The organism is Thermicanus aegyptius DSM 12793, from assembly GCF_000510645.1.
GTDB classification, from domain to species: Bacteria; Bacillota; Bacilli; order Thermicanales; family Thermicanaceae; genus Thermicanus; species Thermicanus aegyptius.
On the sequence record NZ_KI783301.1, the window covers coordinates 1,036,938 to 1,052,128 of the forward strand.

Consider the following 15,191-nt stretch of genomic DNA (forward strand, 5'->3'; position numbering starts at 1 on the left):
CCGATGCCTAACGTAAGGGAGATGATGACCGCAAATGTGGAAACAGCTACCCTCAAGGATAATATGTATGAGGTTGCCGTCAAGATGAAAGAGAGGAATGTCGGTGCGATCCCGATCGTGGACGGAAAGAGACCGATCGGTATCATTACCGACCGAGATATCGTGATTCGCGGGACGGCAGAAAGGAAACCGGGATCAACCGCCGTGGAAGAGATTATGACAAAAAACCCCATCACCATACAGCCTACAGCCAGTGCGGAAGAGGCGAGCGAGATGATGGCGGAGCATCAGATCCGTAGGTTGATCGTCGTTGAGAATGGGGAGATGGTAGGAATTCTGGCGATGAAAGATCTTACCGATCAAAGAAGCACCCTTCCCTTCGCCCATGATGCGATTGCCGAGATCTCCGAAACCCGCGCTGAACATCAATCGGAATTACGACATTAAATGCTGAAGATGGTGTCCGAAAAGTAATCTGGGGACACCATCTTTAATTCGTAGGCCGTTCCATCCAGTATAAAGGTGCTGGACGTGGATGTAGTGTATGTGGACGAAAGAAATATTCTCAGTATCAAGTGATAAAAATTTTTGTTGTAGAGGATAATAGAAGGATATAAGGTTATCGATTCAATTTCCAATTTAAAGTTATTTGCCCCTAAAGACATGAAAAGGGGATTTGTTAGCATAACTTCTTGAGAAGGAAACGATGTGGAAGGCGACAGAAGGATTGATTCTCTAGACAGAATGAAAAAGCTTGAATGGAGAACGAAGATCAATTTAATTCTGCTTTGGGAAACCTCCATTCACCTAACTGCGGTCGCGGCCCGGCCGGGTTCGTGCTAATCGCGCGACCCAGGGCAGCTTAAGGTGAATGGACCGTGAACACGGGAACGTTGAGTGAAATCCCCCTGCAGGAAGTAAAGATAGGCTCAAGCGCAGCCCATGTATTGCCGCATCCGTCAGCCGAACCGGCATTTGCAACAAGCGCCCCCGCCAGTTGTACAAGGAACATTCCAACAGTAGTCAACACAGAAAATGATCGCAACGATTTGTTCATGACATTTCACTCCCCGGTCAATATATCCGCTTTTGGACTTGTCGATTCGGTGACTCCGGTTTTCAGCATAAATGCTTAGCCGCTAAAACGACATGACCCAAGCAGATCCCCCGATTACAGTTACGGCAAGAACAATTCCGACCGCCAAAGTTAAAAGAATATACCCCCGGTTTTTGTTTTCTTTCACATGCATAAAATAATAAATCTGGACCAAAAATTGCAAACAAGCAGCGATCAGTATGGACACAACGAGAAATGTTTTTTCCATCATATCATTTAGCACCAGCACCAATGGAATAATCGTTAAGACAAGCGAGTAGATAAAACCTGCAATATACGGTTTGGCTGATGAATGGTTCCCCGGTTGAATTTTCGACATTTTACATCACCCCCATTAAATAGACGACGGAAAAGATAAAAATCCATACAACATCAAGGAAGTGCCAGTATAAACTGACCACATTCACTTTACGGGTCGTCACCTCGCTGATTCCATCACGCATGAGTTGGATAATCGCTCCAATCATCCATACAATACCGACCGATACGTGAAGACCATGTGTGCCCACTAATACATAAAAGGCGGAAAGAAAAGCGCTTGTTGAAATGGACGCCCCTTCATCGACCATGCTGGCGAACTCCGTGATTTCCAAAACGACAAACGCCATCCCTAAAAGAACCGTGATGATTAGCCAGCCAACCGCGTTATTGACTTTTCCGTTTTTCAATCCCAATACCGCCAAACCGCTCGTAAAACTGCTGGTTAACAGGATGATTGTCGATGTTGTAAAAATGGGTACCGAAAAAAGCTCCTCCCCCGTCGGCCCGCCGTTATACCGCGTTCTTAATACAACATAGGCAGCGAACAGAGTAGCGAAAAGAATTAAATCCGTAATCATAAAAATCCAAAATCCAAAAATTTTTAACGAGCTTTCGTCATGGCCGTGCTCTTCATGTTCATGATCCTTTTGATGTGACAATACAGACGTCAAGATCTTGCACCTCCAATCGCTGATTCCGTCGCTTCCACTTGTTCTGCAGGAATATAATAATCCGTATCCTTTTGCAAATAGCGGGTGAACAAAGAAACAGCCACGCCAATCAAACCGCTCAAACCGATCCAGACCCACTCAAAAGTAAATCCGAATCCTGCCACAAACCAGAAGAATCCCGTGATAAACGGTATACCGGAATCCTTTGGCATGTGAATCGGTTTGTATTTTACCGCTTTGTTTCTGTGGGATCCATTCTGCTTTTTGTACCACCAGTCATCTTGTTTCTCCACTTGAGGGATAACGGCAAAATTGTAAACGGGTGGAGGCGATGGAATCGACCACTCCAATGTGCGTCCATCCCAAGGGTCTCCCGTCAAGTCTCTTTGACGATGTATAATGCTGTAAACAATTTGCCATACCTGAAACACAAATCCGGCTCCCATCAGGAAGGCGCCGATGGTAGAGACAAAATTTAAAGGCCACCAGCCCATATCCCATCCATAAGTATAGGAACGGCGCGGCATTCCCATTAACCCTAACGCATATTGCGGCATAAATGTAACGTAGAAGCCGATATTCCACAGCCAAAACGCCCATTTCCCTAAATATTCGTTCAACATAAAACCGAATACTTTCGGCCACCAATAATACATTCCCGCGAAAAATCCGAACGTGACACCGCCAATTAATACTTGGTGAAAATGGGCGATAAGAAAATAATTGTTGTGATATTGAAAGTTTGCAGGAGCCACCGCGAGCATGACACCCGTTGCACCTCCGACCAGGAAGGTGGGTATAAAGCCCGTCATCCACAACATCGGCGTCTTCATCTGAATGCGGCCCCTGAACATTGTAAACAACCAATTGAAGACCTTGACCCCTGTCGGGATCGCCACCGCCATTGTCGTAACGGCAAAGAAGGCATCGACCGTATTGCTCGCCATGGTAAAAAAGTGATGCACCCAAGTGAAGAATGAAAGGAGACTTATACTTACCAATGCAAAAACCATCGACTTATAGCCAAATATTTTCTTTCTGGCAAAAGTGCTTACAACTTCGGAAAAAATACCGAATGCCGGAAGGACGACGATATATACTTCGGGATGCCCCCACATCCAGATCAGGTTGATATAGAACATAGGATTGCCCCCGCCGTCCAGGGTAAAGAAATGGGCGCCAAAGAATCGGTCAACAAACAACAGACCCAGCGTAACCGTTAAAACCGGAAAAGCAAAGATGATGGCGATACAGCTGGAAAGGACAGACCATGAAAACAACGGCATCTTCATCAATGACATGCCCGGCGCCCGCATTTTTAATATGGTTACCAGAAAGTTGATTCCGGTTGCCAGGCTTCCGATTCCGGAAATCTGAATGCCCCAAATATAGAAATTTTGCCCGGGCCCCGGACTAAATGTATTCTCGGATAAAGGCGGATAACTGAGCCAGCCCGCATCAGGAGAGCCTCCGACCACAAACGACAAGTTGAAAAGCATTGCCCCGAAAAAGAAAAGCCAGAAACTTACCGCATTTAAAAACGGATAAGCGACATCCCTGGCTCCAAGTTGAAGCGGCACAACCAAATTGAACAAAGCAAACATTAACGGCATCGCCATGAAAAGAATCATAATGGTGCCGTGTGTCGTGAAAATTTGGTTATAGTGCTCGGAATTGAGAAACTCCATGTTGGGAAAAGCAAGCTGCGTCCTCATCAAGAGCGCGTCAACTCCACCGCGGAACAGCATTAGCAAAGATGAGATCAAGTACATGATTCCTATTTTTTTATGATCAACCGTGGTCAACCATTCCCGCCATAACCAGCCCCATTTTTTAAAATAGGTAAGGGCAAAAACGATTGACAGGCTTGTCAAAACAATGGATATGTCCGCAGCATAAATCAATGTGTTACCAGTTACAAAAAATTCGGATGCGAATTTTTTTACATTTTCCAACACTGTCGTCTCCTCTTTCCTTTGGACCTATTGAGCTTTCTCTACTTCATTTTTCCGGTTTTCTTTATAATACTGGCCGCCGTTTTTATCGATGATATAGTCAAACAGATCCGGCGGGAAGGAAGCGTAATCCTGTTTTTCAACAAGTCCCGGTTTGCTGAGTTCTTCATAACCCTTGCGGGTTAATTCCGGCGCGGATCCTTTCACCTGTTCCACCCAATCTGAAAACTTCGGATTGGGCTTGGCGATGACTTGAAATTTCATTTCCGTAAAACCTTTACCTGAAAAATTATTGGCCGTTCCAAAATAGGATCCCTCTTCTTTCGCTTCCAGCCAAAGGTTCAACGCTTTTCCAGGCAGCGTATATTTCTGTCCCCCTAATTGCGGTACCCAAAATGAGTTAATCGGAGCATCCGTTGTCAATTCAAACCTTACGGGTGTGACGGTAGGAATTACTACGTAATTCACAGTTGCAATGCCCTGTTCCGGATATAGAAACAGCCACTTCCAATCAAGCGACGTCACTTGTATGGTTATAGGCTTAACCCCTTTTGACGGCTGTTCAGCAAGGACAAAAGTATCCCGAACTGTGAAAACCGCCAACGCCCCAATCACAATGATGGGAATAGCCCACCATACGGTTTCAAGGACTTTATTGTCATCCCATTCCGGCATGTATGACGCTTTATTTCCCGGCTTGTCCCGATAACGAAAAACGATATACGCGAAAAAAATTAAAACCGGGATAATCACAACAGCCAACAAGATAGCAGAAATCACTATTAAATTGAACTGGATTTCTCCTACAGGTCCTTTTGGATTTAAGACTGTGTATTGCTGGCCGCAGCCCGATATAACACTAATCAACGCAACAAGCAGTGATACTATTGTTATTCGCTTCAACGGTTGCATTGCATTGGACTCCTCCCTCTTCGGTCAATTGGAGTAACAAATTGTTTATGTTTCAGACCATCCGTCTTCCCAGCTTGTGCATTTTTTTGGTTGTTCATCATATTTTTTCAGTTTGAAAGCTGCTTTCCGTGCTTTGAAACAATTTCCCGTCCGCGGTGCTAAAATTGATGCGGTACATATATTGTGTATTGGGTTTTAATCCGTCAATCACATTGTAGTGTTTCCGATGAGCTCCGACCGGCATGCTTTCTACCGCAACCCGATCGTATTTTCCTCTCTCGGTGCCGATTAAGACTTGGCAGAAGCCGGGTTCATCGGTGGTAAAGTTAATCACTGTTTTCCCGTCCTCAGACGAAATTTCGATCCCTTGCAAATCGAGGTTGTCGACGGTAGATGAAAATTGCGTCGCCTTTTTCGACCAGGTATAGGCCGCGGCCGCGATCATGACAACAATAAGCGAAGAAATAAACAAAATTTTCTTCAATTTCATCACCTTTCTTTGAAGTTCAGTTTTTGGTCTAAAACGGCGCCTTTCCTATTTTTATACTACACTTTGTAGTGTATTTAGTAAAGGAGATTGCCACTTCCGTAATAGGTTGCCGATGATGCTATGTGCAGAGCAGCCTTTGCCATTTACACTTCCCCTTTTAATCGGTCATTGCGATGGACGCTTTTCTTTCTATAGATCATGAGACTTACAGCGATAAGGATGGTGAGAACACTTGTGACCTGAGCGGTGCGAAGGTTAAAGAACGTATACAAGCTGTCGCCCCGCGTAAATTCCAGAAAGAACCGGGCGACGGAATACGTTGCCAACATGAATAAAAAGCGGAATCCGTCAATTAAGTTTCGTTTGCGAAGCGAGAGTACGGCGCCCATGATGATCAAATCCGCGGCAGCCTCAAACAGAGCAGTCGGAAATAGCGGAACAGGTCCATTGTTTTCGTAGGCCATGGTACCTGGCTTATAAACCACGCCGAATCGCTCCCATACAATGCCAAAATCGTCTCCTGCCATGAAATCCCCGATTCGTCCCACCGCCATCGCCAGGATAAGTCCTGGCGCGATCATATCGGCAAAGGACCATACCGGAATCTTACGTTTTTTTGTAAACCAGACGCCTGCTATAATTCCTCCAAGAAGCCCCCCTTGCAGTGCTACCCCGCCTTCCCAAATTCGCAGTATACTCAGCGGGTCGCCGGCGTAGTTTTTCCATGAAAACATCACATACCATATTCGAGCGCCAATTACCCCGGCAATGAGGGCATAAGTGGCAAAATCATAGACAATGTCGGGATCGACCCCGCGAAGTTTGGCCTGCCGCCGGGTTAGCAAGATGGCAAGCAAAGCCGCAAGAGCAATTCCAGCCCCGTGTGTGGAAATAGACAACCCGAAAATATTGAATAGTTCAAATCCGATCATTCCGTGTGAGCACTCCTCTCTAATAATCTGCAATAATCTATGGATTGTCTATATACTACATGTTGTAGTGTATTGAAGTCAATGAAAATTTATCGAATTAATTGGACCCGTATTCGTTCCTCAGCTGAAATCGCGCATTGAGGGTTCGGTGCAGGCCGTACGTGAGGATAAAGCCGGACAATTTATCGATCAATGGCATGTGGATTGGAAGCCATTGTTTAACCATCGCAGCAAGCAACTTTATACCGTGCATTTGAAGGATCTTTCAGACGAACGGTTGATGGGCACTTTAAGGATGTATATCAATTGCTCAAAGAAAGTACGGAATGGCACATGCTGTTCAATGGAGCCATTCAACATATCTTTGCCGAATACACGTTTTCCTGTCCGGATTTGCTTGGATGGGACGAAGCCAAAATCATGCTTATATTCAGCGGATTGTCGGAAATGTCAAGCGCTCCTGCGCGGGCCCTGGTGAAGCTTGCTCAATTTGTCTGCGGCAAACCGGAGTTGAATCAAGATATAATAAAACGGTGGCCAACAGAGCCCGCTTTCACAAGGCATTGTCCCGTGCTGAGAAAGCGTATCCGGTCCGGGAAGAAACCGACAGGGAAGCGGGCTGGGTCTTGCCATCTGCATAGCGATTGTCGAGCGTCATAGCTTCTTTATTGTTTGTCATTTTTTCTCACTTCCTTTTATTGAGATAAAAAAATTATTGAGATAAAAAAAACGGGAAACGTCGCGACATTTAGAATCGTGAAGAACGATTCAAAATGTTCGAAATTTCCCGGTTCACCTTCAACTGACCGAATGGCCGTTTAAAGATCTACCGATATTGTTCTTCAAGATTGTCCGACATGATGAACACCATCACACGTTCTCCGGTTCGGGTACTGACATCCGTGTAGAAACTGGTCACATTCGAGCCTGTCAAGTTTGCGAGGAGCTCCTTCAGTTGGTCGCTGCCTGATTCCACGAGGTCGGTCCGGATTTTTTTAATAGAGAGCATCCCTTCGAGCGTTTGAGCCAGGTTACGTTCGGCAGGGGTTAAAACCCCCTTGAGCAAAACAATGACCATATTTCGCACAATATCCGTCTTTACTGAAACGGAACCGCGGCCTAAGTATTCTTTTTCCCATTGGGTAAGGGCTTTGCTGATTTTGTCTTCCAGTTCCCCTTTTGACCGTTGCATTTCTGACATTTGCATAGTAAAACCTCATGAAGATAAAATAGTGCGTGGACAGTAGAAGCCATCCTAACGCCCTCATATTATATACCTTGGTTTATGAATGTCAAGAGAGTGAAAAGCCGGAAGATGTTTGCAATTCAAATCGAAGTGCGTTATAATCTTGAAATCGAAATACCATTGTTTCAACATATCGGGCAGACCATTTGAACTTCCATTTTTCAACCGGATATGTTCAGGGTAAGCCCACCTGGCATGTGGGAACAAGGGAGATTTTCAAAAAGTCCGCATTGGATTTGTTGAGAATAGACCGACTATACCTTCTGCACCGGACCCTGCTTTCAACCGGGGTGTTCCGTAAAGATGGTATGGTCGGTCTTTTTGTTGGGAGGGGGGCGTCTTGAACGTTGCGATGCTTATTACCTTATTCGCCGGATTGACCGTAACGTTGATCAGCGCAGGCTTCCTGCTCCGTCCCCGCGTCTCCGACCGGTACGTTCGCTGGCACGTCCTGTTACTGGCTTTGCCGGCCGCCGCGGCATTTGCCGGATTGATCAGCGTCGATCAGGCTCAGGAGTTGGGGCTTTGGCGCTCCGACAGGCTTGCATGGTTGATCTCGTTTTATGTTTTGTTGCTCGGTTGGACCATTCAGCGGTTTTGTATTCGGTATATGCACGGAGACCGTTCCTATCGTTCCTATTTTTCGCTTCTGACGGTCACGGTGGGGGCGGCTTCCATAACCTGGTTCAGCGACGACTTGCGACTGCTCGTGTTGTTGTGGGGACTCCCTTTGTTCGGATTGATACGGTTGGCGGCGCTCAAAAAAGAATGGGAGCCGGCCAGGAACGTTTCCCGGCTCATGGCCAAGATGTTTGCCGCAAGCTGGATTTCCCTTTCACTGGCCGCCGTATGGCTCTGGTTGGCTACCGGATATTGGCGAATATCGCTCACATTGTCGGAGGAATCGCTCACCCGGGTCGGATGGGGAAACGCGACGGGGATCGGCATGTTGCTTGTACTTGCCGCGATCATTCCGGCGGGCCAGTGGCCGTTTCAGCGATGGTTGCTTGCGTCCTCGGTGATACCGACTCCCGTTTCGGCCGCGATGCATGCGGGTCTGGTGAATGCGGGAGGAATATTGTTGGCCAAATTTTCGCCGATCATGGATGGCGGTATTCCCCAAACGCTGCTGTTGTTTCCGGCCATTGTGTCGGTGTTTGTCGGAACGGGAATTTTCCTCGTTCAACCGGACTACAAACGGCAGCTCGTCGCGTCTACGATGGCGCAAATGGGCATGATGTTTATCCAATGTGCCTTGGGAGCCTATTTGCTGGCGGTCTTGCATTTGATCTTTCACGGTTTGTTCAAGGCCGCCCTGTTTTTGCGTTCCGGATCCGTTGTGTCCCGATCCAAACCGGCGCTCCTGTCGCTCTATCCCCCGTCGAAAATGTGGCTCCTCAACGGAATGCTGGGTGGGATGGTGTTGGGTGTCGGATTTTGGCTGGCGGCTCCCCACGAGCCCCTCAGAATGTTGCGAGCGCTCATGCTGGGCTGGTCGCTGGCGTTTGCCTGGTGGCAGATGGCCGTTTTTCACAGCGGGCGCTGGGTGGGGTTTCTCATCTTGTCGGGACTTGGACTGTCCGCGATGGCGTTCCATGACGCGCTGGCCGCATCTTTGGGCGAAACGTTACCCGCTGTCGGTTCAGCGACGGGCACCGAATCCGGAATCGTTTTGCTGTTCGCTTTCGGGGGGGTAGCGGGCATATGTTTTACTTCCCGCTGTTCAACGGATTTATGGGCGAAACTGTATATGTGGCTGGTCCATCTCGGAGAAGCGCGTGATTGGGCGGTGGAAAGCCATCCGCGCTATCTTGGAGCATACATGCGAGGGGAGGGAAAATGAAATGAATCGATCCGCTTTGTTGCCTGAACAGGTTGTCGATGATGTGAATCATCTTGCAGAGAATAATGGAAGTCATATAGGGGATTCTGCAGATCACCTGCCGGTGGATGATCTGGTTGGAAAGGCGATCCAGGTCATCGCGCCGCTGTGGCCTCTCAGTGCGTTTGTCGCAAGTCATCCTTGGGCGGGGTTGGAGCACCTGACGTTTGAGGAAGTGGCCGACCGTTTTCGGAGATCCCGGAATCTTAACCTGTATCCCTCGATGGCGATGTTTCGCGAAGCGCTGCGGAGAGGAGAATTAAATCCGGCCTATTTGGAGGAAAGACTCCGGAAGTGGCTGAATGAGAAGCCCCCTGTCATTCCCAAGGAAGAAGCGGAACGTTTGTGCCACGGCCTGTTATGGCACGAAGAAGTCCCCCACGAACTCGTGAATTCGTTGAAGATGAAACATTTGGCCGCCCGGATGAAAGACGGTAGTACGCAACCGGATCGCTTTCACATTCGGTGGGTCAGAACGAAAAGCGCGATCCTGGAAGCGCAAGGGGAAGACCGCTGGGCGCGGGCGCTGGATCGCCACATGATCAAATGGTGCAAGCTGTTTTTGGATGAATCGCAAGCCATGTGGGGAATGCCGTTTCGGGAGCAGGGATTTTTCAACGCCTGGCGGAAACTGGCGCGTCATGACCCATCCCTGAGCCGGGCGCAACGCGAGCGGTTGAAACAGGTGCCGGAAAATGCGGAAGACGCGTTGAAGCAGGCGCTATTGAACCTGAGGGTTCCACGGACGGACATGGAACGCTATCTGGAGGAGCATCTGATTGCGCTGCCGGGCTGGGCGGGGATGCTGCTTTGGCGGTCGCGGAAATCCGGACAAGGACATCGTTTGCTAACGGAATATTTGGCGATTCGTCTCTCGTTGGAATGGACGCTGATTGCCCCCCGACTCCCCTTGGCGGAGGCGGAAGAAGGCGAAGAGGATACGGCCCTCTTGCCTTGGCTGGCGGCATGGATGCATTGGGGTGGATGGACGCCCGAACAGTGGCTCGGGCTGCCGCCGGAAGAGCGACGCTTGCGGCTGGCTTTCGCATGCCGATTCGGCCGGGCGGTACGCCCCAGACTTTGGCTGGAAGCCTGGGAGGATACGCAAGAAGAAAAGTTATGGAGAAACCTATCGTCGCCGCCGAAACCTGGCAATGTACAAAAGGCGGCTGTGCAGCTCATCTTCTGCATCGACGTCCGTTCCGAACCGTTTCGCCGGCATTTGGAACGAGAAGGGCCATTTGAAACGTTCGGATGTGCGGGATTTTTTGGCCTTCCCATCCGGACGCGCCTGCCGGACGGGCACGTTCACGCTGCCTGTCCGGCGATTGTGGACCCCCGCCATGAAGTATGGGAAAAGCTTTCTCCCGCTGAAAACCTAAAATATCTCCGGAGGGAATCCGCCAGGCTTTCCGTTGCCCATGTGTTTCAAAAAATGAAAAAGGGACTTGTCACCAGCCTATTGTTGCCGGAAATGAGCGGACCGTGGTTGGGATTGTACCTGCTGGCTAGAAATGCGGCTCCTGAGCGTGTCATCGGCGCCATCCATCGATGGCGGAAACGGTTCGCCAAGAAAGCGGAGACAAATCTCACCCTGAATCATGACGGTTCTTGCGGTGATACAAACTTGCCGGTGGGTTTCTCGTTGGATGAAAAAGTGAACTATGTGAGCCAATTGTTGAATAGCATGGGACTGAAGTCCTCGTTTTCGCCCCTTGTGGTGGTTTGCGGTCACGAAAGCGCAACAACGAACAACCCGTACGCATCGGCTTTGGATTGCGGCGCATGCGGCGGGGCGGCCGGGGGATTGAACGCCCGCGTCTTCGCGGAACTTTGCAACCAGGAAGAAGTGCGAAGGGCTCTGGTTGGAAAAGGTATTGTCATTCCGAAAGATACCGTTTTTATCGCAGCTGAACATGTTACTACGGTCAACGAGTTGCGCTGGATCTATGTTCCGGAACTTTCCACGGCAGCCCTGGACGCTTTCGCTATGCTTCGGGACAGGCTTCGAGTCGTGACCCGCAAGGCGAATTTAGAGCAATTGTCTAAATTGCCGGGTGCAGGCGGAACAGGACGCGAACCGATTGCCGAGGCGTACCGGCGCGCGGAAGACTGGAGCGAAATTCGTCCGGAATGGGGTTTGGCGGGAAATTACGCGTTTGTGATCGGAAGGCGCCAGCTGACCGCGCATTGTGATTTGGAGGGAAGGGTTTTTTTGCATAGTTACGATTGGCGGAAAGATCCGGACGGAACTTCCCTGGCGAATATCGTGGCCGGTCCCGTGACCGTCGCCCAGTGGATCAACTTGCAATATTATGCGTCGACTGTCGCTCCGCATGTTTACGGGAGCGGCAACAAGGCCACACAGGTCGTCACGGCGGGAATCGGCGTGATGCAGGGCAACGGGAGCGATTTGCTTGCCGGATTGCCGTGGCAATCGGTCATGGCGAGCGACCGGGAATGGTTCCATTCCCCGCTGCGCCTGCTCGTGGTCGTTGAAGCTCCACGGCAATATATTGCGCGCCTGCTGGAAGAGAATCTTCATTTCCGAAGAAAAGTGAACAACGGGTGGCTGCGCCTTGTGTCCATTGACCCGTCGAACGGAAAATGGGAAAGATGGGAAGCGTCTTCCGGGTGTCCATCTTGGAATCACATTCTTGCCATATAGAAAGGCTTTGATGTCTATTTTTCATTGGATCGGTAGTTTTCCGCAAACGCAGGAAGTAGGGCAGGCCAGGCTGAAGTGGAGAAAGGGCGAATGGAGCGGCGAACAGTACGAGGCATTTAGTAAGGAACAGATTGCGACCTGGATCCGACTGCAGGAGAAAATCGGGATGGATGTATTGGTACGTCAAACCGCTGATCATTTACGGCGATGTCGAATTCATCCAGCCGATGACCGTCGCCGAAACCGTATATGCCCAATCCCTGATAAAAAAAGGTAAAAGGGATGTTGATTGAACCGCCGACGATGTTGAGCTGGTCTTTCGTCCGCAACGATTTCCCCCGGGACAGGTAATGAACAAAAATAAAAGGGCTGGCTCGAACAGATCGTCTTTTTACGATCTTTAGAGTCAACCCCTTTCTTTGTGGTCTTCTCTTTCTTTATTAACCTTGAGGACCTGTAAGCGGTACCTGGAAGAAAATGTAGTACATAAACCCGACAAAGAAAAGAACCATGTAGGAATTAAAGATTAATAAGTAAGTTTTTTCCGTAAGCCCAAGATAAGATAGGGCGGCGAAGAGGGCGGTTTGACCGTAAAAGATTAATGCCATCGCCGTCAGATTTCCCCATGTGGCCATAAGGGCTACGACCAAGGAAAAGTAGGCAAGTACCCGAAACATCCGTGCCATCAATGTCCCCCCTTTACACGATTCCATTCATAGAATTCACATCATCTCTTCAAAATTATACAACATGGTTTCATTTATGGCAATTGAACCATGATATATTCACAGGTGGGAGCACCGTAGGCCATCTTATCCTCCTCAATCAAGTCAACGCGACCGAAGAAGGCCTCAAAGATTCCTGTGAGCATCATATGATGCATTTTGCATACGCTGCTAAACTTATCGGTTGATTCCTTAAACGTGCAGGTGGATACACGAAAGCGGAGAGTGTATTCATCAATCTTCTCGATTTCCGGATGAAGGCCCTGCCCTCCTGTTAATTTTAAAATATGGGGAACCAGTTCATCCAGGGACATCTTAGAGGGATTAATTCCCGTCCGCTCAATATATTCCATCGCCTGCTCATATCCTGTCTTGCGTCCGGTCTTGGTAAATGCCTCTTCCCCTTCCTTGCCAAGGGATGCCAGGCTTTGTAAGGCGACATCGGAAAGGGTTTGGAAATCCCGAGGAGGAAAACTGATGCTAACCACCTTATCGGAGGGGATATAGAGACGTCCGGGCCGCCCCCCTTTTCCTGTCTTTTCCGCTTTGGAATGGACCAATTCCACGTCTTCCAATTTAGAAAGATGAAGGCGGGCAACATTGGGATGGATCTCAAATTTATCGGCGATCTCCAAGACGGTTACCCCTTCTTTCTTGGTGAGCAGGTATTGGTAAATGGAATAGCGGGTCGGATCCGATAATACTCCGGTTATTTTCAGTGTTTGATCTTCCACGGTGAAGCTCCTTTCCGGCATATCCACATACTGAAGTTATATATAGTATATACGAAAATTCGACTTTTTTAAAGATCTAATTTAAACACTATTGACATAGTAATTTGTTTAGGAATATACTTATATTAAACATCTAAGACAGACATATGAATTTCTTTTTTCGCACGTTTTTTATTTTACCACTTAAGCAGTAGGAATGGGGGGGAAGTCCCCTCGTTATTGTGGACGTTTGGCGAACATTTTTTTCGTAGAGGTGAGGAATGATGGATCGTCCAGTGATCTTCTACACGTATCCCAGTTGTACCTCTTGCAGGAAGACAAAGGAATGGCTCAAGAAAAACGGAGTTCCATATATTGAGCGACATCTCTTTAAAAATCCCCCCACTCCCAAAGAGTTAAAAAGCATGTTTGAAATGACCACCATGGGGACGGATGAACTGCTCAGCAAAAGGAGCCATACGTTTAAATCATTGGATATAAATCTGGATGAACTGACGTTAACTCAATTGTTCGACCTGATCAATGAGGAGCCCCGCCTTCTTCGGCGTCCCATCATTACGTACGGCGATCATCTGATTGTAGGCTATAATAAAGAAGCGTTGGAAACTCTTCTCGCCTGACGGAGAAGAACTCCCTTTACGGTTTTCGATACGCAAGAAAGCCGTACGGGAGAGAAGATCAACCTATTCCCTGAGGGGAGTAGGTTTTTTTATACGCTCTGATCCTGTTGAAGAAAATGGTGAAAGGAAAGAAAGAGGGAATGGAGAATATAGAGAGGAGGAAGGATTGCGGTTCATTGATCGGGATGATAAAGGGGGATAAAGATGGCAACCGTTATGATGGAGCAAAGGGGGAACCTTCTCTGGCTTATATTAAACCGTCCGGACGTATACCATGCGATTAATTTTCAAGTAATGGATGAATTGGAAGATCTGATCCGTTTTGGGAATGGAGAAGAGAAGATTCATGCCATTCTCCTCACGGGCAGCGGAGAGAAAGCTTTTGCTTCCGGCGGAGATGTGCGGGAATTTCATTCTTTTTCGGATGAAAAGGAAGTGATCGATATGCTCTCCCGAATGGCTCGCCTGCTTGAAGAGATCTCCGCTTCTCCAAAACTGACGGTGGCCGCGATCAATGGGCTCGCTCTGGGCGGGGGAGCGGAGATCACAACCGCCTTTGATCTTCGGGCAGCCTCGGAAGATGCTCGCATCGGTTTTATTCAACGGAACCTGCACCTGACCACCGGATGGGGAGGGGGGACTCGCCTCATGCATCTTTTCGGCGCAGACAGGGCTTTTCCCCTCCTTCTTTCCGGGAAGATCTATTCAGCCAAGGAGTGGCACAATTGGGGATATCTCCATGCTCTTTTTCCGAAGGAGGAATTTCGGGAGCGGGTGGAAAACTGGGTCAAAGAGATTCTTCCTGCTCCGGAGGTTCTTCTCTCCTACAAAAGGATGAAAAACCGGATTGAGGGGAGAAAAAAATGGAAGGAAGAAATCGAAAAGGAGGTCAAAGAGTGCGCGAAACTTTGGATGAGCCCGGAGCATCATAAGAAAGTGGAAGCCTTCCTCTCAAAGAAGAAAGAGAGCTGATCGGGT

The 15,191-nt window shown here is 48.5% G+C and carries 16 protein-coding genes and 1 pseudogene; 7 read left to right on the top strand and 10 right to left on the bottom strand.

The annotated features are described in order from the left end of the window. Positions 1 to 3: 3 nt before the first annotated feature. A complete protein-coding gene (locus tag THEAE_RS0105595; RefSeq protein WP_005589125.1) occupies positions 4 to 447 on the top strand; it encodes a CBS domain-containing protein in 444 nt (147 codons plus the stop codon). Positions 448 to 862: 415 nt separating this feature from the next. Here the strand turns inward: THEAE_RS0105595 and THEAE_RS23350 are convergent, their stop codons facing one another. The 7 genes from THEAE_RS23350 to lgt form a co-directional block, all read right to left on the bottom strand. Then, positions 863 to 1,057: a hypothetical protein gene (locus THEAE_RS23350; RefSeq protein ID WP_211233474.1), complete on the bottom strand. Its 195-nt coding sequence runs from the start codon at positions 1,055 to 1,057 to the stop codon at positions 863 to 865. A gap of 82 nt (positions 1,058 to 1,139) precedes the next feature. Continuing rightward, entirely contained in the window at positions 1,140 to 1,436 is a 297-nt protein-coding gene (locus tag THEAE_RS0105600) for a cytochrome o ubiquinol oxidase subunit IV (RefSeq protein ID WP_005589127.1), read from the bottom strand. A 1-nt stretch (position 1,437) separates the two neighbouring features. Further along, on the bottom strand, positions 1,438 to 2,049 hold the full coding sequence (locus THEAE_RS0105605; RefSeq protein ID WP_005589129.1) for a cytochrome (ubi)quinol oxidase subunit III: 612 nt from the start codon (positions 2,047 to 2,049) through the stop codon (positions 1,438 to 1,440). Further along, positions 2,046 to 4,007: a cbb3-type cytochrome c oxidase subunit I gene (locus tag THEAE_RS0105610; protein ID WP_005589130.1), complete on the bottom strand. Its 1,962-nt coding sequence runs from the start codon at positions 4,005 to 4,007 to the stop codon at positions 2,046 to 2,048. The genes THEAE_RS0105605 and THEAE_RS0105610 overlap by 4 nt, the downstream gene beginning before the upstream one ends. 24 nt (positions 4,008 to 4,031) lie before the next feature. Then, the gene (locus THEAE_RS20060; protein WP_052329779.1) at positions 4,032 to 4,916 is read right to left on the bottom strand and encodes a ubiquinol oxidase subunit II; all 885 of its coding nucleotides are present in this window, start codon (positions 4,914 to 4,916) and stop codon (positions 4,032 to 4,034) included. Between the two features lie 97 nt (positions 4,917 to 5,013). Further along, positions 5,014 to 5,400, bottom strand: coding sequence for a fibronectin type III domain-containing protein (locus tag THEAE_RS0105620; RefSeq protein ID WP_005589133.1), 387 nt, complete (start codon positions 5,398 to 5,400; stop codon positions 5,014 to 5,016). A gap of 149 nt (positions 5,401 to 5,549) precedes the next feature. Further along, the gene (gene lgt, locus THEAE_RS0105625; RefSeq protein ID WP_005589134.1) at positions 5,550 to 6,338 is read right to left on the bottom strand and encodes a prolipoprotein diacylglyceryl transferase; all 789 of its coding nucleotides are present in this window, start codon (positions 6,336 to 6,338) and stop codon (positions 5,550 to 5,552) included. 401 nt (positions 6,339 to 6,739) lie between these two features. On the opposite strand from lgt, the gene THEAE_RS0105630 reads away from it, so the two are divergent. Next, a complete protein-coding gene (locus THEAE_RS0105630; RefSeq protein ID WP_156920555.1) occupies positions 6,740 to 6,979 on the top strand; it encodes a hypothetical protein in 240 nt (79 codons plus the stop codon). A gap of 185 nt (positions 6,980 to 7,164) precedes the next feature. Here the strand turns inward: THEAE_RS0105630 and THEAE_RS0105635 are convergent, their stop codons facing one another. Beyond that, positions 7,165 to 7,530 carry a Na-translocating system protein MpsC family protein gene (locus THEAE_RS0105635; RefSeq protein ID WP_028986782.1) on the bottom strand — a complete coding sequence of 122 codons (366 nt, stop codon included), beginning with the start codon at positions 7,528 to 7,530 and terminating at the stop codon, positions 7,165 to 7,167. Between the two features lie 394 nt (positions 7,531 to 7,924). On the opposite strand from THEAE_RS0105635, the gene THEAE_RS0105640 reads away from it, so the two are divergent. The 3 genes and pseudogenes from THEAE_RS0105640 to THEAE_RS22410 all read left to right on the top strand — a co-directional run bounded on the left by THEAE_RS0105640 (position 7,925) and on the right by THEAE_RS22410 (position 12,485). Next, positions 7,925 to 9,427: an NADH dehydrogenase subunit 5 gene (locus THEAE_RS0105640; protein ID WP_028986783.1), complete on the top strand. Its 1,503-nt coding sequence runs from the start codon at positions 7,925 to 7,927 to the stop codon at positions 9,425 to 9,427. A gap of 1 nt (position 9,428) precedes the next feature. After that, positions 9,429 to 12,134, top strand: a complete 2,706-nt coding sequence (locus THEAE_RS0105645) for a DUF2309 domain-containing protein (RefSeq protein WP_028986784.1) — start codon at positions 9,429 to 9,431, stop codon at positions 12,132 to 12,134. Positions 12,135 to 12,144: 10 nt separating this feature from the next. Continuing rightward, positions 12,145 to 12,485, top strand: a pseudogene (locus tag THEAE_RS22410) (hypothetical protein). Between the two features lie 89 nt (positions 12,486 to 12,574). Here THEAE_RS22410 and THEAE_RS0105655 read toward each other — a convergent pair. Beyond that, the gene (locus tag THEAE_RS0105655; protein WP_005589140.1) at positions 12,575 to 12,820 is read right to left on the bottom strand and encodes a DUF2626 family protein; all 246 of its coding nucleotides are present in this window, start codon (positions 12,818 to 12,820) and stop codon (positions 12,575 to 12,577) included. Between the two features lie 74 nt (positions 12,821 to 12,894). After that, positions 12,895 to 13,593, bottom strand: a complete 699-nt coding sequence (locus THEAE_RS0105660) for a helix-turn-helix transcriptional regulator (protein WP_028986785.1) — start codon at positions 13,591 to 13,593, stop codon at positions 12,895 to 12,897. A 263-nt stretch (positions 13,594 to 13,856) separates the two neighbouring features. Here THEAE_RS0105660 and THEAE_RS0105665 point away from each other — a divergent pair, with 263 nt between their 5' ends. Continuing rightward, positions 13,857 to 14,213 carry a Spx/MgsR family RNA polymerase-binding regulatory protein gene (locus THEAE_RS0105665; protein WP_028986786.1) on the top strand — a complete coding sequence of 119 codons (357 nt, stop codon included), beginning with the start codon at positions 13,857 to 13,859 and terminating at the stop codon, positions 14,211 to 14,213. A gap of 204 nt (positions 14,214 to 14,417) precedes the next feature. Beyond that, the gene (locus THEAE_RS0105670; protein ID WP_028986787.1) at positions 14,418 to 15,185 is read left to right on the top strand and encodes an enoyl-CoA hydratase/isomerase family protein; all 768 of its coding nucleotides are present in this window, start codon (positions 14,418 to 14,420) and stop codon (positions 15,183 to 15,185) included. The last annotated feature ends 6 nt before the right edge of the window (positions 15,186 to 15,191 follow it).

Bases quoted from the DNA above. Each gene is read 5' to 3' on its own strand.
- THEAE_RS0105595 (WP_005589125.1), top strand. From the start codon at position 4: ATGCCTAACGTAAGGGAGATGATGACCGCAAATGTGGAAACAGCTACC.
- THEAE_RS23350 (WP_211233474.1), bottom strand. From the start codon at position 1,057: ATGAACAAATCGTTGCGATCATTTTCTGTGTTGACTACTGTTGGAATG.
- THEAE_RS0105600 (WP_005589127.1), bottom strand. From the start codon at position 1,436: ATGTCGAAAATTCAACCGGGGAACCATTCATCAGCCAAACCGTATATT.
- THEAE_RS20060 (WP_052329779.1), bottom strand. From the start codon at position 4,916: ATGCAACCGTTGAAGCGAATAACAATAGTATCACTGCTTGTTGCGTTG.
- lgt (WP_005589134.1), bottom strand. From the start codon at position 6,338: ATGATCGGATTTGAACTATTCAATATTTTCGGGTTGTCTATTTCCACA.
- THEAE_RS0105630 (WP_156920555.1), top strand. From the start codon at position 6,740: ATGGGACGAAGCCAAAATCATGCTTATATTCAGCGGATTGTCGGAAAT.
- THEAE_RS0105635 (WP_028986782.1), bottom strand. From the start codon at position 7,530: ATGCAACGGTCAAAAGGGGAACTGGAAGACAAAATCAGCAAAGCCCTT.
- THEAE_RS0105645 (WP_028986784.1), top strand. From the start codon at position 9,429: ATGAATCGATCCGCTTTGTTGCCTGAACAGGTTGTCGATGATGTGAAT.
- THEAE_RS0105655 (WP_005589140.1), bottom strand. From the start codon at position 12,820: ATGGCACGGATGTTTCGGGTACTTGCCTACTTTTCCTTGGTCGTAGCC.
- THEAE_RS0105665 (WP_028986786.1), top strand. From the start codon at position 13,857: ATGGATCGTCCAGTGATCTTCTACACGTATCCCAGTTGTACCTCTTGC.
- THEAE_RS0105670 (WP_028986787.1), top strand. From the start codon at position 14,418: ATGGCAACCGTTATGATGGAGCAAAGGGGGAACCTTCTCTGGCTTATA.